Genomic DNA, 16,851 nt, shown 5'->3' on the forward strand with positions numbered 1-16,851 from the left:
CTCGCTCCCACAATGGCTCGGGGCAGGTTCAAGCCATTCGGTTTTCCGAACACGACCCGCCAGTCAATTCGGCTAACCGGATAATCAGATCACCAAGAACTCGGATAAAAACATTAATTATCTTTAAAAACAATCAGTTAACCAGATAGCCCTGGCCTGGCACGAGTCATGCTCTACACTCCTGGAGACGAATGCCTGGACGCCAACACACAGGAGCTGCCAGGCATTTGAAGCACTCAAGGGCCGACGAACCGGCTAAATAAGAAAAACAATGTCGAGGAAATATCGATGCGCATCGTTCCCCATCTCCTGGGCGCAGCCATTGCTGCCGCTCTGATCAGCACTCCGGTTTTCGCAGCCGAACTGACCGGCACGCTGAAAAAGATCAAAGAGTCCGGCGTTATCACGCTTGGGCATCGCGACGCTTCCATTCCGTTTTCCTATATTGCAGACGCTTCCGGCAAACCAGTTGGCTACTCCCACGACATCCAGCTGAAAGTCGTCGAAGCGATCAAAAAAGACCTGGACCTGCCGAACCTGCAGGTCAAGTACAACCTGGTCACCTCGCAAACCCGTATCCCGCTGGTGCAGAACGGCACCGTGGACCTGGAATGCGGGTCCACCACCAACAACGTCGAGCGTCAGCAGCAAGTTGACTTCTCCGTTGGCATCTTCGAGATCGGTACCCGGCTGCTGACCAAGAAAGACTCCAAGTACAAGGACTTCGACGACCTCAAGGGCAAGAACGTCGTGACCACCGCCGGCACCACGTCCGAACGCCTCCTCAAGTCCATGAACGCCGACAAGCAAATGGGCATGAACGTCATCTCCGCCAAAGACCACGGCGAATCCTTCCAGATGCTCGAAGGCGGTCGTGCCGTTGCCTTCATGATGGACGACGCCCTGCTGGCCGGCGAAGCCGCCAAGGCCAAGAAAGCCGATGATTGGGCCGTGACCGGTACGCCACAGTCCTACGAAATCTACGGCTGCATGATGCGCAAGGGCGACGAGCCGTTCAAAAAGGCCGTGGATGACGCCATCAAGGCCACCTACGCTTCGGGCGAGATCAACAAGATCTACGAAAAATGGTTCATGCAGCCAATCCCGCCAAAAGGCCTGAACCTGAACTTCCCGATGAGCGAAGAACTCAAGGCACTGATCACCAAGCCGACCGATAAAGCGGCTGACGACAAGAAATCCTGATTTCTGACTAACCTTATCCCTTGGAAGAGCCCGGCTCTTTCAGGGGATGGTCACTCCCTGCTGGCAAATTTGGAAACACTCGAACCGGTGGCAGTCGAGCCGATCGTGTGTGCCTGACCCTCAAGTCAGGCGGGAACGGAGTTTCCCCAGGCGGGCATTTGCATATCGATCGATCTGAGGGGAGACCCTAATGAATTACAACTGGGACTGGGGCGTGTTCTTCAAGTCCACCGGCGTGGGCAGCGAGACTTATCTCGACTGGTACATCGCCGGCCTGGGCTGGACCATCGCCATCGCCGTCGTGGCCTGGATCATCGCCCTGTTGCTGGGCTCGATTCTGGGTGTAATGCGCACCGTGCCGAACCGGCTGGTGTCGGGTATCGCCACATGCTATGTGGAACTCTTCCGTAATGTGCCGCTGCTGGTTCAGCTGTTCATCTGGTACTTCCTGGTGCCCGATCTACTGCCTCCAGATTTGCAGGAATGGTACAAACAGGACCTGAACCCGACCACCTCCGCTTATCTGAGCGTCGTCGTGTGCCTGGGCCTGTTCACCGCCGCCCGGGTCTGCGAGCAGGTGCGCACCGGTATCCAGGCGCTGCCACGCGGCCAGGAATCCGCCGCCCGCGCCATGGGCTTCAAGCTGCCGCAGATCTACTGGAACGTGCTGCTGCCCCAAGCCTACCGGATCATTATTCCGCCGCTTACCTCGGAATTCCTCAACGTCTTCAAGAACTCCTCCGTGGCCTCGCTGATCGGCCTGATGGAACTGCTCGCGCAGACCAAACAGACCGCCGAGTTCTCCGCCAACCTGTTCGAAGCCTTCACCCTGGCGACGCTGATTTACTTCACCCTGAACATGAGCCTGATGCTGCTGATGCGCATGGTCGAGAAGAAAGTCGCAGTGCCCGGCCTGATCTCCGTGGGGGGTAAGTAATGGAATTCGATTTCACTGGCATCATCCCGGCCATTCCCGGCTTGTGGAACGGCATGGTGATGACCCTCAAGCTGATGGTGCTGGGCGTCGTCGGCGGGATCATCCTGGGGACGATCCTGGCGCTCATGCGCCTGTCCCATAACAAGCTGATCTCCAATATCGCCGGGGCCTACGTCAACTATTTCCGCTCGATCCCGCTGCTGCTGGTCATCACCTGGTTCTACCTGGCAGTGCCGTTCGTGTTGCGCTGGATCACCGGCGAGGACACCCCCATCGGTGCCTTCGGCTCTTGCGTCGTGGCGTTCATGATGTTCGAAGCGGCGTACTTCTGCGAAATCGTGCGGGCCGGCGTGCAGTCGATTGCCAAGGGCCAGATGGGCGCCGCCCAGGCACTGGGGATGAACTATGGCCAGACCATGCGCCTGATCATCCTGCCCCAGGCGTTTCGCAAGATGACCCCGCTGCTGCTGCAACAGAGCATCATCCTGTTTCAGGACACCTCGCTGGTCTACACCGTCGGCCTGGTGGACTTTCTCAATGCTTCGCGGGCCAATGGCGACATCATCGGCCGCTCCAATGAGTTCCTGATCATCGCAGGTCTCGTGTACTTCACAATCAGCTTTGCCGCCTCGCTGCTGGTCAAGCGTCTGCAAAAAAGGTTCGCCGTATGATCTCTATCAAGAATATCAACAAGTGGTATGGGGACTTCCAGGTACTGACCAATTGCAGCACCGAGGTCAGCAAGGGTGAGGTTGTGGTGGTGTGCGGTCCGTCGGGTTCGGGCAAGTCCACGCTGATCAAGTGCGTGAACGCCCTGGAGCCGTTCCAGAAAGGCGACGTGATCGTCGATGGCACATCCATCGCCGACCCGAAGACCAACCTGCCGAAACTGCGCTCGCGCGTGGGTATGGTGTTCCAGCATTTCGAGCTGTTCCCGCACCTGACCATCACCGAAAACCTGACCATCGCGCAGATCAAGGTGTTGGGCCGCAGCAAGGAAGAAGCCACCAAGAAAGGCCTGCAACTGCTTGAGCGCGTCGGTCTCTCGGCCCATGCCCACAAGCACCCTGGCCAACTCTCCGGCGGCCAGCAACAGCGCGTGGCGATTGCCCGTGCCCTGGCGATGGACCCGGTGGTGATGCTGTTCGACGAACCGACCTCGGCCCTTGATCCGGAAATGGTCAACGAAGTGCTCGATGTGATGGTGCAACTGGCCCACGAAGGCATGACCATGATGTGCGTGACCCACGAAATGGGCTTCGCCCGCAAAGTGGCGAACCGGGTGATCTTCATGGACCAGGGCCAGATCATCGAAGACTGCAAGAAGGAAGAGTTCTTCGGCGACATCAGCGCTCGTTCCGAACGTGCGCAGCATTTCCTTGAGAAAATCCTGCAGCACTAAGCGCCACTTCCTTTGGACCGGCTCCTGTGGCGAGGGAGCTTGCTCCCGCTGGGTCGCGCAGCGACCCCAAAACCGGCGAATGCGGTGTGTCTGGCACACCGCATCAACCCTATTGCGACTGCTGCGCAGCCGAGCGGGAGCAAGCTCCCTCGCCACGGGGCCGCGCTCGAAGGATGACGGCTGCCACACTGGTTGACCCAAGGCTTCTGTGATGAAATGCGACCCCACCCTCTATCGCGCCGCGCCGCCATCACTTGCCGTGAAGCCCCGTCTGATCCGCCATCTGTTCCTGCCGCCGCTGATCATTGCCCTGATGATCGGCCTGGGTTACCTCGGCTTCTGGATCAGCGAGCACTACGGCGTTCGTGGCCTCGCCGAAAACGGTGAGCGCCAGCTGGAGCTGCACGCCCGTGCGGTCGAGAGCGAGATCAGCAAGTACACCTACCTGCCCAGCCTGCTGGAGCTTGAATCCAGCGTCTCGCAATTGCTCGACGACCCGACGCCCGAGCATCGCCGGACCGTCAACGAATACCTCGAAGGCCTGAATCGGCGCAGCCGCAGCCGGGCGATCTATGTCATGGACACCACCGGCCGGGTCATGGCCACCAGCAACTGGCGCGACGTCGACAGTTACCTGGGCGAAGACCTGTCCTTTCGCGCCTATTTCCAGAACGCCGTACGCGGCCAGCCGGGACGCTTCTACGGCATCGGCAGCACCAACGGCGAACCCGGCTACTACCTGGCCCATGGCCTGGAGCAACAGGGCAAGATCATCGGCGTCGCCGTGGTCAAGGTGCGCCTCGAAGCCATGGAAGAACGCTGGCAGCGAGCACGCCTGGAGGCCTTCGTCAGCGATGAGAACGGCATCATCATTTTGTCCAGCGACCCGGCGCGACGGCTCAAATCCGTGCGCCCCCTGAGCGACGAAACCAAGGAACGCCTGGCCCGCAGCCTGCAGTATTACTGGTTCCCGCTGAACGAACTGGTGCCTCTGGCCCGGGAACACCTGGCCGAGGGCATGGAGAAGCTGACCTTCCCGGCCAACACCGAACTGATGTCCGACGAACGCGCCATCAGCTACTTGTCACAGTCCCGCCCCTTGAGCGACACACCCTGGAATTTTACCCTGCTGACTCCGCTTGAAGACCTGCGCCGCCAAGCGATCAACCAAGGCATCCTGGTGGCCGTGGCCTTCGCCCTGGTGGCGTTCCTGCTGATCGCCTGGAATGAGCGGCGCAAGGTCATCGCCACCCGCCTCGCCGCCCGCGAAGCCTTGCAACAAGCCAACAACCAGCTCGAGCGTCGGATTACCGAACGCACCACCGACCTGCGGGCCAGCAACGAACGACTCAAGGGCCAGATCCGCGAACGACGGCAGGCCGAAGAGACCTTGCGCCGGGCCCAGGACGAACTGGTACAGGCCGGTAAACTGGCGGCCATCGGCCAGATGTCCACCAGCATCGCCCATGAACTCAACCAGCCGCTGGCGGCGCTGCGCACCTTGTCCGGTAATACCGTGCGCTTCATGGAGCGCGGCCAGCTGGATATCGCCAGCACCAACCTCAAGACCATCAACGAATTGATCGACCGCATGGGCCGGATCACCGCCAGCCTGCGCTCCTTTGCCCGACGCGGGGACGACCATGGCCAAGCCAGCCTCGGCAAGGGCGTCGAGGCCGCGCTGCAACTGCTGGGCACTCGCCTTGAAAGCCTGAAGATCCAGGTTCATACCAATTTCACCGACGTCCAGGTGCAAATCGACCAGACGCGCCTGGAGCAGATCCTGGTGAACCTGATCGGCAACGCCCTGGACGCCATGCAGAGCCAACCCGAGCCTCAGCTATGGCTCGAAGGCCAGGCCGGCGACGGCAAATATCGCCTGCGCGTGCGGGATAACGGCCACGGCATTGATCCGGAAACACGCAAGCATCTGTTCGAACCCTTCTTCACCACCAAACCCGGCGAACAGGGCCTGGGCCTGGGCCTGACGCTCTCCGCCAGCCTGGCCGCCGCCACAGGCGGATACCTGGGCGTCGAGCACCCGGTTGAGGGCGGTGGGACCACATTTGTCCTCAGTTTACCGTTGGTAAGCCTTTTACCTGCCGAGCCGCTATGAACAACGACCTGAGTGTACTGATCGTCGAAGACGACCCCCATGTCCTGCTGGGCTGCCAGCAGGCCTTGAGCCTGGAAGACATTCCCAGCATCGGCGTGGGCAGTGCCGAAGAGGCCCTGGAGCGAATCGACGATAACTTTGCCGGCATCGTCATCAGCGACATTCGCCTGCCGGGCATCGATGGCCTGGAGCTACTGACACGCCTCAAGGCACGGGACCGCAGCCTGCCGGTGGTATTGATCACCGGACATGGCGACATCTCCATGGCCGTCGGCGCCATGCAGAAAGGTGCTTACGACTTCATGGAGAAACCCTTCTCCCCCGAACGCCTGGTGGACGTCGCCCGCCGCGCCCTGGAACAGCGCAGCCTGGCCCGAGAAGTTTCATCGCTGCGCCTGCAACTGGCCGCACGCGATTCCCTGGAAGGCCGGATCATTGGCCGATCACCCGCCATGCAGCACCTGCGTGCGCTGATCGCCAACGTCGCCGACACCTCGGCCAACGTGCTGATCGAAGGTGAAACCGGCACCGGCAAGGAATTGGTCGCCCGCTGCCTGCATGACTTCAGCCGACGCCACGACAAGCAATTCGTCGCGCTGAACTGCGGCGGCCTGCCGGAGAATCTGTTCGAAAGCGAGATCTTCGGCCACGAGGCCAATGCCTTTACCGGCGCCGGCAAACGCCGGATCGGCAAGATCGAGCACGCCGATGGCGGCACGCTGTTTCTCGATGAAGTGGAAAGCATGCCCCTGCCCTTGCAGATCAAGTTGCTGCGCGTGTTGCAGGAGCGCACCCTCGAACGCCTGGGCTCGAACCAGAGCGTGGCCGTGGATTGCCGGGTGATCGCCGCCACCAAATCCGACCTGGACGAAATGGGCCGAGCCGGGCAGTTCCGCAGCGACTTGTATTACCGACTCAACGTGGTGACCCTGGAACTGCCCCCCCTACGCGAACGCCGCGAAGACATCCTGCAGTTGTTCGAGCACTTCCTCCAGCAGTCGTCCCTGCGCTTCGACCGCACGGTGCCGGAGCTGGACAACCAGACCCTGTCGAACCTGATGAGCCACGACTGGCCGGGCAACGTGCGCGAACTGCGCAACGTCGCCGAACGCTATGCCCTGGGCCTGCCGGCCTTCAAGAAGTCCGGCGCCAGCAGTGGCAGCCAGGGCCTGGCCTTCGCCGAAGCAGTGGAGGCCTTCGAGCGCAACCTGCTGGTGGACGCCCTGCAACGCAGCGGTGGCAACCTGACCCAGGCCAGCCAGGAACTGGGGATGGCCAAGACCACGCTGTTCGACAAGGTCAAGAAGTATGGCCTGAGCCATTAATCGGGGCGCGGGCTTGCGCTGGGGCGACGCGGTTCACGGCTGAACCGGCCCGGCAGGAGCCTTCGCGGGCTCCTGCACGGTGAAGGGCGGATCAATACCCGACGGTGAACCGCGCCCGCGAAAACTGCGGCGTCTCCACCTCATCGATCATCGCGATGGCGTAATCGGCAAAGCTGATCCAGCTGCGCCCGGCGTCGTCGAACAACAGGTGTTCCTCGCCGATTCGGAACTGACCGGTGCGCTCGGTTTCGACGAACTCCGCCGAGGGCGAGAGGAAGGTCCAGTCCAGATCCTGTTCCTTGCGCAGTACATCAAGAAACAGCGCACCGGCACTGGCTTCGGCGAGGTACTCCTCGGGGAAACCCTCGCTGTCGATCACACGAGAGCCGTCCGGGAGCAACAACGATCCGGCCCCGCCCACTACCAGCAAGCGCTTGACCCCGGCGGCCTTCACCGGTGCGATGACCTTGTCGGCCGGCACGGTGGCGAAGTGGGCGGCGCTGATCACCACGTCATGCCCGGTGATGGCGACGATCAACGCTTCACTGTCCAATACATCCAGCTGCTTGCTGACCACCCCGGCCCTTTCGCCGATTTTTGCGGTGTTACGGGCAATGGCTGTGACGCTGTGACCACGACGCAGGGCCTCTTCCAACAATTGGCTGCCGGCCCGACCGGTGGCGCCGATGATTGCGATTTTGCTCATGGTGTTCTCCTGTGATTACACATAAATGCTATCGAAGGTGTGCTCGAAACGGACACGACAAATCTTTGTGGCGTTACATCGTTGTGGCGAGGGAGCTTGCTCCCGCTCGGCTGCGAAGCAGTCGCAAAACGGCTTATGCGGTGCGTCAGGTACACTCCACTTAATGAAATTGGGGCCACTGCGCAGCCCAGCGGGAGCAAGCTCCCTCGCCACAAAAGCTCGTCCGCCATAACATCAGCGATTCACCACTTCATCTCACCCTTGGCCACCTTGGCACTGAGCTCCAGGGAACTGTCTTCACCCAGGTTCGGGTAGCGCTTTTTCATCGCAGCAACCAGCGCAGCGGAGTCCTTGGCCCGGGCAGTTTCCTCGTCGAAAGCCTTGATGTAGTCGGCGGTGAATTTCACCGGCGCCAGGGACCGGGCACTTTCACCCAGGTAATGGCCCGGGATCACAGTGTCCGGTTGCAGCTTTTCAATACTTGCCAGCGTCCCCAGCCAATCCTGATGGGACTGCGGCGTCTGGGTATCGGCCATCCAGACGTGAATATTCTCGGCCACCACCACACCGCCGACCACCGCCTTGATCGACGGGATCCACACGAAACTGCGATCCGGCTGCGGGCCATCAAGGCCGACGACCTGCAAGCGCTTGCCTTCCAGGGTCAGGCTGTCGCCCTTGAGGACCTGGGGCACGATGGCTTTGGCCGGTGCGTCGGTCTTCAGGATCGGCCCCCAATATTTCAGCTTGCCGTCCATGGTGTGCTTGATGTGCTCGACCGTCGGCGCGGACGCCAGGATCTTGGCTCCGGGGAACGCGGCTGTCAGGGTTTCCAGACCAAAATAGTAGTCGGGATCGCCGTGGCTGATGTAAATCGTGGTCAGTTGTTTGCCGCTGGCGCGGATTTTTTCCACGACCTGTTCGGCCTGGGCCTTGCCGAACTGGGCGTCCACCAGGATCGCCTCCTTCTCGCCGCTGACCAATACCGAGGTCACCGGAAAAATGGCCGCCGCGCCCGGATTGTAGACATCCAGCGTCAGGTCGGCGGCCCAGGTGTGGGCGGCAAAAGCCATCGATGCGGTCGCCAGCAACAGGCGCTTGAGTGGGGTGAATACGGTCATGGTGTGCTCCGTTGTCCAAAAGCCCGAGAAGGGAATGAAACGGAGCTTAATGACCTGGTTGATTTCAAAAAATGCGATGATTGAACATAGTTTGTTTCTGAAATCGAGCAAATCATGGATCGTCTACAAGCAATGCGGGTGTTCGTCACGGTGGTGGACCTGGGCAGCCAGTCGGCCACGGCTGAGCACCTGGACCTGTCGCGGCCAGTGGTGTCGCGGTATCTGGCGGAGCTGGAAGACTGGGTCGGTGCGCGGTTGATGCACCGCACCACGCGCAAACTGAGCCTGACCGCCGCCGGCACGGAGATCCTGCCGCGCTGCCGGCAAATGCTGGAGCTGTCCGGCGACATGCAAGCGGCTGTCAGCGCGCCGGACGACGCGCCACGAGGCATGCTGCGTATCAGCGCCAGCACCTCGTTCGGCCAGGCCCAACTGGCAAGCGCCATGGCCGAATACGTCAAGCGATACCCAGGGGTGAGCGTCGACCTGCAAATGCTCGACCGCACCGTGAACCTGGTGGACGAGCGCATCGACCTGGCGATCCGCATGAGCAACGACCTGGACCCGAACCTGATTGCCCGGCGCCTCACGGTTTGCCGCTCGGTGATCTGTGCCTCGCCCGGTTACTTGCGCGAACACCCGACACCGCAGCGGGTTGCAGATTTAAGCCGGCACAATTGCTTGACCCATTCCTACGTTGGCAAGAGCCTGTGGCATTTCGAGCAGGACGGTGAACAGGTTTCGGTGCCCGTACAGGGCAATATCAGCGCCAACGAAGCCAGCACGCTGCTGCGGGCCACCATGGCCGGCGCCGGCGTGGCGATGCTGCCCAGCTATCAGGCCGGCGCCCACATCAAGAACGGCGAACTGATCCGCCTGCTGGCCCACGCCGAGCCCCGCCAGATGAACATGTACGCGGTGTACGCATCACGCAAGCACATGCCCTCGGCGCTGCGCAGCATGCTGGATTTCCTGGTGCTGAAATTTCCCGAGGTTCCGGAGTGGGATGTGGGGTTGTAGAAAAATATTCACCTCACCACCGTCCCCCTGTGGGAGCGAGCTTGCTCGCGATAACGGTGTGACAGCCAGCAGAGATGTTGACTGACATTCCGCTATCGCGAGCAAGCTCGCTCCCACAGGGGCCATGGTAGTTTTCTCAAGTACCGTCCCAGGATTTCACCAATAGCCCGCCCCAAGGCATACTTGCCACCCTTCGCACTCCAGAACCCAAAACGGCCCCATGCGTATCCACGTCAGCTTCATCGACCGCGTCGGCATTACCCAGGAAGTCCTGGCGTTGCTCGGTGGGCGCAATCTCAATCTGGATGCGGTGGAGATGGTGCCCCCCAACGTCTACATCGACGCGCCGACCCTCAGCCCGCAAGTGCTGGACGAATTGCGCGAAGCGCTGTTCAGCGTACAGGGCGTGCAGGCGGTGACCGTAGTGGACATCCTGCCGGGCCAGCGTCGGCACTTACAGCTCGATGCGCTGCTGGCCGCCATGACCGACCCGGTGCTGGCCCTGGACAGCGCCGGCAAGGTCTTGCTGGCCAACCCGGCACTGATCGCCCTGTACGGTCGTGAACCGGCCGGGGAAAGCGTCGCCGAGCTGTTCGGTGACGAAGCCCTGTTGGGCGCGCTGCTGGAAAATGGTTTCCGCCTGCCGCTGCGGGAAATCACCCTCAACGGCCAGACCTTGCTGCTGGACGCCACGCCCATCACCGATGCCGGCGCCCTGCTGACGCTGTACCAACCGAACCGCATCGGCGAACGCCTGTCGGCGCTGCACCACGATCACGCCGAAGGCTTCGATGCACTGCTGGGCGAATCCCCGGCGATCCGCACCCTCAAGGCCCGGGCCCAGCGGGTCGCGACCCTGGATGCACCGCTGCTGATCCAGGGCGAAACCGGCACCGGCAAGGAACTGGTGGCCCGTGCCTGCCACGCCATCAGCACCCGCCACAGTGCGCCGTTCCTGGCCCTTAACTGCGCCGCCTTGCCGGAGAACCTGGCTGAAAGCGAGCTGTTCGGCTACGCCCCCGGTGCCTTCACCGGGGCGCAACGGGGCGGCAAGCCAGGGCTCATGGAGCTGGCGAACCAGGGCACGGTGTTTCTCGATGAAATCGGCGAAATGTCGCCGTATCTGCAAGCCAAGCTGCTGCGCTTCCTGAACGACGGCAGCTTTCGCCGGGTCGGCGGCGACCGGGAAATCAAGGTCAACGTGCGGATCCTCAGCGCCACTCACCGCAACCTGGAGAAAATGGTCAGCGAAGGCTCGTTCCGCGAAGACCTGTTCTATCGCCTGAACGTACTCAACGTCGAAGTCCCGCCATTGCGCGAGCGCGGCCAGGACATCCTGCTGCTGGCGCGCTACTTCATGCAGCAGGCCTGCGCACAGATCCAACGCCCGGTCTGCCGCCTCGCCCCTGGCACTTATCCGGCGCTGCTGGGTAATCGCTGGCCGGGCAACGTGCGGCAACTGCAAAACGTGATCTTCCGCGCCGCCGCCATTTGCGAAAGCAGCCTGGTGGACATCGGCGACCTGGACATCGCCGGCACCTCCGTCGCGCGTCAAGGCGACGTGGAAGTCGAAAGCCTCGAACAGGCCGTGGAAACCTTCGAGAAACACCTGCTCGAAAGCCTCTACGTCAATTACCCTTCCACCCGCCAGCTGGCCAGCCGCCTGCAAACCTCCCACACAGCGATTGCCCATCGGTTGCGCAAGTATGGGATTTCCGGGAAGCCGTAGGTCCCTGTGGGAGCGAGCTTGCTCGCGATTGGGGGCTGCCAATCACCTCAGTGCAAACTGAACCACCGCTATCGCGAGCAAGCTCGCTCCCACAAGGGGCCGGCGGCGTGTTCAGAATCAAGCCAAAACCGACCTCCACCTGTACTGAAAGCGCTACAGTGGAACGATATCGATACACTTACCGCTAGCCGGCACTGTACAAGGCTTTGATCCCACAACGATTTTTTCCAGGCTTACGACTGTAGCGATTTCGCTACAGTCGAATTGAATCGCGCTTTGAAAAAATCAATCAAGCCATTGATTTATAAGCACTTATAAACATTGGCCGTATTCTTGCTATGGGTATAGCCATTCGGCCGAGCCAAGCCTCGCGCCTTTCTTCGCGTCCACCAGACGAATCTGGCCCCAGGAGTTTCCATGAGCGAGTTGCGTTTCACTGAAGATCACGAATGGCTGCGCACCGAAGCCGACGGCAGCATTACAGTCGGCATCACCGCGTTTGCCCAGAATGCCTTGGGCGACGTGGTCTACGTTCAGTTACCGGAACTGCAAAGCTACGACAAGGGCGCCGAAGCCTCCACCGTGGAATCAGTGAAAGCCGCCAGCGGTGTCTACATGCCACTGGACGGTGAAGTGCTCGAAACCAACCCGGCCCTGGAAAGCAATCCGGAACTGGTGAACGAAGACCCGATGGGCGAAGGCTGGTTCTTCCGCTTTAAACCGACCGATGCCGACGCAGTGGCTAAGCTGTTGGATCAGGATGCGTACGACCGTCTGATCAAAGCCAACGCCGAAGCCTGAGGAGCGCCACATGACCGTTAATCTCGGCACCGCCAACGAATTCATCGCCCGCCATATCGGCCCGCGTTCCAGCGACGAGCACGCCATGCTCGAGCGCCTGGGCTACGACTCCCTGGAAGCATTGAGCGCCAGCGTCATCCCGGAAAGCATCAAGGGCACCAGCGTGCTGGACATGGGCGACGGCCAGAGCGAAGCCGATGCCCTGGCCTCGATCAAGGCCATCGCCGCCAAGAATCAGCTGTTCAAGACCTACATCGGCCAGGGCTACTACAACTGCCACACGCCGGCGCCGATCCTGCGCAACCTGCTGGAGAACCCGGCCTGGTACACCGCCTACACGCCGTACCAGCCAGAGATCTCCCAGGGCCGTCTCGAAGCGCTGCTGAACTTCCAGACCCTGATCAGCGACCTCACTGGCCTGCCGATCGCCAACGCATCGTTGCTCGACGAGGCCACCGCCGCCGCCGAAGCCATGACCTTCTGCAAGCGCCTGAGCAAGAACAAGGGCAGCAATGCCTTCTTCGCCTCCGTGCACAGCCACCCGCAAACCCTCGACGTGCTGCGCACCCGTGCCGAGCCCCTGGGCATCGACGTGGTGGTGGGCGATGAGCGCGAGCTGAGCGATGTCAGCCGCTTCTTCGGCGCGCTGCTGCAATACCCGGCCAGCAACGGCGACCTGTTCGACTACCGCGAGCTGACCGAACGCTTCCACGCCGCCAACGCCCTGGTGGCGGTCGCGGCCGATCTGCTGGCCTTGACCCTGCTGACCCCGCCAGGTGAATTCGGCGCCGACGTGGCCATCGGCAGCGCCCAGCGCTTTGGCGTGCCGCTGGGCTTCGGCGGTCCGCACGCGGCGTATTTCTCCACCAAGGATGCCTTCAAGCGCGACATGCCGGGCCGTCTGGTCGGTGTTTCCGTGGACCGTTTCGGCAAGCCGGCCCTGCGCCTGGCGATGCAGACCCGCGAGCAACACATCCGCCGCGAGAAAGCCACGAGCAACATCTGCACCGCCCAAGTGCTGCTGGCCAATATCGCCAGCATGTACGCCGTGTATCACGGTCCCAAGGGCCTGGTGCAAATCGCCAACCGCATCCATCACCTGACCGCGATCCTCGCCAAGGGCCTGGACGCGTTGGGCCTGAGCGTCGAACAAGACAGCTTCTTCGACACCCTGACCCTGCACACCGGCGCACAAACGGCCGCCCTGCACGACAAGGCTCGCACCCTGCGCATCAACCTGCGTGTGGTGGATGCGCAACGCCTGGGCCTGTCCCTGGACGAAACCACCAGCCAGGCAGACGTCGAAGCCTTGTGGAACCTGTTCGCCGAGGGCAAGGCCCTGCCGGACTTCGCGGCGCTGGCCGCCACCGTGCAAAGCCGCATCCCGGCCGAGCTGGTGCGCCAATCGGAGATCCTCAGCCACCCGGTGTTCAACCGCTACCATTCCGAAACCGAGCTGATGCGCTACCTGCGCAAACTCGCCGACAAGGACCTGGCCCTGGATCGCACCATGATCCCGCTGGGCTCCTGCACCATGAAACTCAACGCCGCCAGCGAAATGATCCCGGTGACCTGGGCCGAATTCGGCGCCCTGCACCCGTTCGCCCCGGCCGAGCAAAGCGCCGGCTACCAGCAACTCACCGACGAGCTGGAGGCCATGCTCTGCGCCGCCACCGGTTATGACGCGGTGTCACTGCAACCCAACGCCGGCTCCCAGGGTGAATACGCGGGCCTGCTGGCGATCCGCGCCTATCACCAGAGCCGTGGCGAAGAACGTCGCGACATCTGCCTGATCCCGTCCTCGGCCCACGGCACCAACCCGGCCACCGCGAACATGGCCGGTATGCGTGTGGTCGTGACCGCGTGCGATGCCCGCGGCAACGTCGACATCGAGGATCTGCGGGCCAAGGCCATCGAGCACCGCGAACACCTCGCCGCGCTGATGATCACCTACCCGTCCACCCACGGCGTGTTCGAAGAAGGCATCCGCGAAATCTGCGGCATCATTCATGACAACGGCGGCCAGGTGTACATCGACGGCGCCAACATGAACGCCATGGTCGGCCTCTGCGCCCCGGGCAAGTTCGGCGGCGACGTCTCGCACCTGAACCTGCACAAGACCTTCTGCATCCCCCACGGCGGTGGCGGCCCGGGTGTCGGCCCGATTGGCGTCAAGTCGCACCTGGCGCCGTTCCTCCCCGGCCATGCCAACATGGAACGCAAGGAAGGCGCAGTGTGCGCGGCGCCGTTCGGCAGCGCGAGCATCCTGCCAATCACCTGGATGTACATCCGCATGATGGGTGGCGCTGGCCTCAAGCGTGCCTCACAGCTGGCGATCCTCAACGCCAACTACATCGCCCGTCGCCTGGAAGAGCATTACCCGGTGCTCTACTCCGGCAGCAACGGCCTGGTGGCCCACGAGTGCATCCTCGACCTGCGCCCACTCAAGGACAGCAGCGGCATCAGCGTCGATGACGTGGCCAAGCGCCTGATCGACTTCGGCTTCCACGCCCCGACCATGTCGTTCCCGGTGGCCGGCACGTTGATGATCGAGCCGACCGAAAGCGAATCCAAGGAAGAACTGGACCGCTTCTGCGACGCCATGATCTGCATCCGCGAAGAAATCCGTGCAGTGGAAAACGGCAGCCTGGACAAAGACGACAACCCGCTGAAAAACGCCCCGCACACCGCCGCGGAAATCGTCGGCGAGTGGACCCACCCCTACAGCCGCGAACAGGCGGTGTACCCGGTGGCGTCGTTGATCGACGGTAAATACTGGCCGCCGGTGGGCCGAGTCGACAACGTGTTCGGCGACCGCAACCTGGTCTGCGCCTGCCCGTCGATCGAAAGCTACGCTTGATCTGTGAGGGGCGGGCTTGCTCGCCCCTCTCAACAACACCGCGAACCTTGTGGAAGGTCACCTTCTCAAGGAAACCACATCTCCCTGTGGGAGCGAGCTTGCTCGCGATAGCGGTGTGACAGCTGACAGAAATGTTGACTGACACTCCGCTATCGCGAGCAAGCTCGCTCCCACAAAGGAGCCTGTGCCCCATTTCATAACCGTCGATCCTCATAAAAAGAAACCGGAGAAACACCATGTCGTTAAGCGTGTTCGACCTGTTCAAGATCGGCATCGGCCCTTCCAGCTCCCATACGGTCGGTCCGATGCGTGCCGCTGCCCGTTTCGCTGAAGGGCTGCGTCGTGATGACCTGCTTGAAACCATCACCAGCGTCAAGGTCGAGCTCTACGGCTCGCTTGGCGCCACCGGCAAAGGCCATGGCAGCGACAAGGCCGTGCTGTTGGGCCTGGAAGGTGAACACCCCGATACCGTCGACACCGAAGCGGTCGATACCCGCCTGCAACAGATCCGCAGCAACGGTCGCCTGAACCTGCTCGGCCAACACCCCATCGAATTCAACGAAAAACTGCACCTGGCAATGATCCGCAAACCGTTGGCCTTTCACCCCAACGGCATGATTTTCCGCGCCTTCGATGCCGCGGGCCTGCAAGTGCGCAGCCGCGAGTACTACTCGGTGGGTGGTGGTTTTGTCGTCGACGAAGGCGCGGCCGGCGCTGACCGTATCGTCGAAGATGTCACGCCCCTGACCTTCCCGTTCAAAAGCGCCAAGGACCTGCTGGGCCAGTGCACCACCTATGGCTTGTCCATCAGCCAGGTCATGTTGACTAACGAAAGTGCCTGGCGCCCCGAGGCCGAGACCCGCGCCGGCCTGCTGAAGATCTGGCAGGTGATGCAGGATTGCGTGGCGGCCGGGTGCCGTAACGAAGGAATCCTGCCGGGCGGACTGAAGGTCAAGCGCCGGGCCGCAGCGCTGCACCGTCAATTGTGCAAGAACCCCGAAGCCGCCCTGCGCGATCCATTGTCGGTGCTGGACTGGGTCAACCTGTACGCCTTGGCGGTCAACGAAGAGAACGCCTACGGCGGGCGCGTCGTCACCGCTCCAACGAACGGTGCGGCGGGGATCGTCCCGGCCGTGCTGCATTACTACATGCGTTTCATCCCCGGCGCCAACGAGGATGGCGTGGTGCGGTTCCTGCTGACCGCCGCTGCCATTGGCATCCTGTACAAGGAAAACGCCTCCATCTCCGGTGCCGAGGTCGGCTGCCAGGGTGAAGTCGGCGTGGCCTGCTCCATGGCCGCCGGCGCCCTGTGCGAAGTGCTCGGCGGTACCGTGCAACAAGTGGAAAACGCCGCCGAAATCGGCATGGAACACAACCTCGGCCTGACCTGCGACCCCATCGGCGGCCTGGTCCAGGTGCCGTGCATCGAACGCAACGCCATGGGTTCGGTGAAAGCCATCAACGCGGTGCGCATGGCCATGCGCGGCGACGGGCATCACTTCGTCTCCCTCGACAAGGTCATTCGCACCATGCGCCAGACCGGCGCCGACATGAAAAGCAAATACAAGGAGACCGCCCGCGGCGGTCTGGCGGTCAACATCATCGAATGCTGATGCGCTCGCCTTACTTCC

General features: G+C 62.0%; 13 protein-coding genes. 11 read left to right on the plus strand and 2 right to left on the minus strand.

The annotated features are described in order from the left end of the window. The first annotated feature begins 288 nt into the window (after positions 1–288). The 6 genes from QNH97_RS22355 to aauR all read left to right on the plus strand — a co-directional run bounded on the left by QNH97_RS22355 (position 289) and on the right by aauR (position 6,983). Positions 289–1,203: a glutamate/aspartate ABC transporter substrate-binding protein gene (locus QNH97_RS22355; protein ID WP_283553947.1), complete on the plus strand. Its 915-nt coding sequence runs from the start codon at positions 289–291 to the stop codon at positions 1,201–1,203. 190 nt (positions 1,204–1,393) lie between these two features. Beyond that, a complete protein-coding gene (locus QNH97_RS22360) occupies positions 1,394–2,140 on the plus strand; it encodes an amino acid ABC transporter permease (protein WP_283553948.1) in 747 nt (248 codons plus the stop codon). Continuing rightward, entirely contained in the window at positions 2,140–2,811 is a 672-nt protein-coding gene (locus QNH97_RS22365; protein WP_283553949.1) for an amino acid ABC transporter permease, read from the plus strand. Before QNH97_RS22360 ends, QNH97_RS22365 begins: the two co-directional genes overlap by 1 nt. Then, complete coding sequence (locus QNH97_RS22370) at positions 2,808–3,542, plus strand: amino acid ABC transporter ATP-binding protein (protein ID WP_025215194.1); 735 nt, start codon at positions 2,808–2,810, stop codon at positions 3,540–3,542. The genes QNH97_RS22365 and QNH97_RS22370 overlap by 4 nt, the downstream gene beginning before the upstream one ends. Positions 3,543–3,753: 211 nt before the next feature. Next, the gene (gene aauS, locus QNH97_RS22375; RefSeq protein WP_283553950.1) at positions 3,754–5,658 is read left to right on the plus strand and encodes a two-component sensor histidine kinase AauS; all 1,905 of its coding nucleotides are present in this window, start codon (positions 3,754–3,756) and stop codon (positions 5,656–5,658) included. 44 nt (positions 5,659–5,702) lie between these two features. Next, a complete protein-coding gene (aauR, locus tag QNH97_RS22380) occupies positions 5,703–6,983 on the plus strand; it encodes a two-component response regulator AauR (protein ID WP_283557530.1) in 1,281 nt (426 codons plus the stop codon). A 91-nt stretch (positions 6,984–7,074) separates the two neighbouring features. Here aauR and QNH97_RS22385 read toward each other — a convergent pair whose 3' ends face one another. Next, entirely contained in the window at positions 7,075–7,689 is a 615-nt protein-coding gene (locus QNH97_RS22385; protein ID WP_283553951.1) for an NAD(P)-dependent oxidoreductase, read from the minus strand. Between the two features lie 242 nt (positions 7,690–7,931). Next, entirely contained in the window at positions 7,932–8,810 is an 879-nt protein-coding gene (locus QNH97_RS22390) for an MBL fold metallo-hydrolase (RefSeq protein WP_283553952.1), read from the minus strand. Between the two features lie 114 nt (positions 8,811–8,924). Here QNH97_RS22390 and QNH97_RS22395 point away from each other — a divergent pair, with 114 nt between their 5' ends. The 5 genes from QNH97_RS22395 (at position 8,925) to QNH97_RS22415 (ending at position 16,833) form a co-directional block, all read left to right on the plus strand. Then, positions 8,925–9,830, plus strand: a complete 906-nt coding sequence (locus QNH97_RS22395) for a LysR family transcriptional regulator (RefSeq protein WP_283553953.1) — start codon at positions 8,925–8,927, stop codon at positions 9,828–9,830. 220 nt (positions 9,831–10,050) lie between these two features. Continuing rightward, the gene (gene gcsR / locus QNH97_RS22400) at positions 10,051–11,559 is read left to right on the plus strand and encodes a transcriptional regulator GcsR (RefSeq protein ID WP_283553954.1); all 1,509 of its coding nucleotides are present in this window, start codon (positions 10,051–10,053) and stop codon (positions 11,557–11,559) included. Positions 11,560–11,976: 417 nt separating this feature from the next. Continuing rightward, complete coding sequence (gcvH, locus tag QNH97_RS22405; protein ID WP_283553955.1) at positions 11,977–12,360, plus strand: glycine cleavage system protein GcvH; 384 nt, start codon at positions 11,977–11,979, stop codon at positions 12,358–12,360. 10 nt (positions 12,361–12,370) lie between these two features. Next, on the plus strand, positions 12,371–15,220 hold the full coding sequence (gene gcvP, locus QNH97_RS22410; RefSeq protein ID WP_283553956.1) for an aminomethyl-transferring glycine dehydrogenase: 2,850 nt from the start codon (positions 12,371–12,373) through the stop codon (positions 15,218–15,220). A 236-nt stretch (positions 15,221–15,456) separates the two neighbouring features. Then, positions 15,457–16,833, plus strand: coding sequence for an L-serine ammonia-lyase (locus tag QNH97_RS22415; RefSeq protein WP_283553957.1), 1,377 nt, complete (start codon positions 15,457–15,459; stop codon positions 16,831–16,833). The last annotated feature ends 18 nt before the right edge of the window (positions 16,834–16,851 follow it).

The sequence above is a fragment of the Pseudomonas sp. G2-4 genome (assembly GCF_030064125.1).
Taxonomy (GTDB): domain Bacteria; phylum Pseudomonadota; class Gammaproteobacteria; order Pseudomonadales; family Pseudomonadaceae; genus Aquipseudomonas.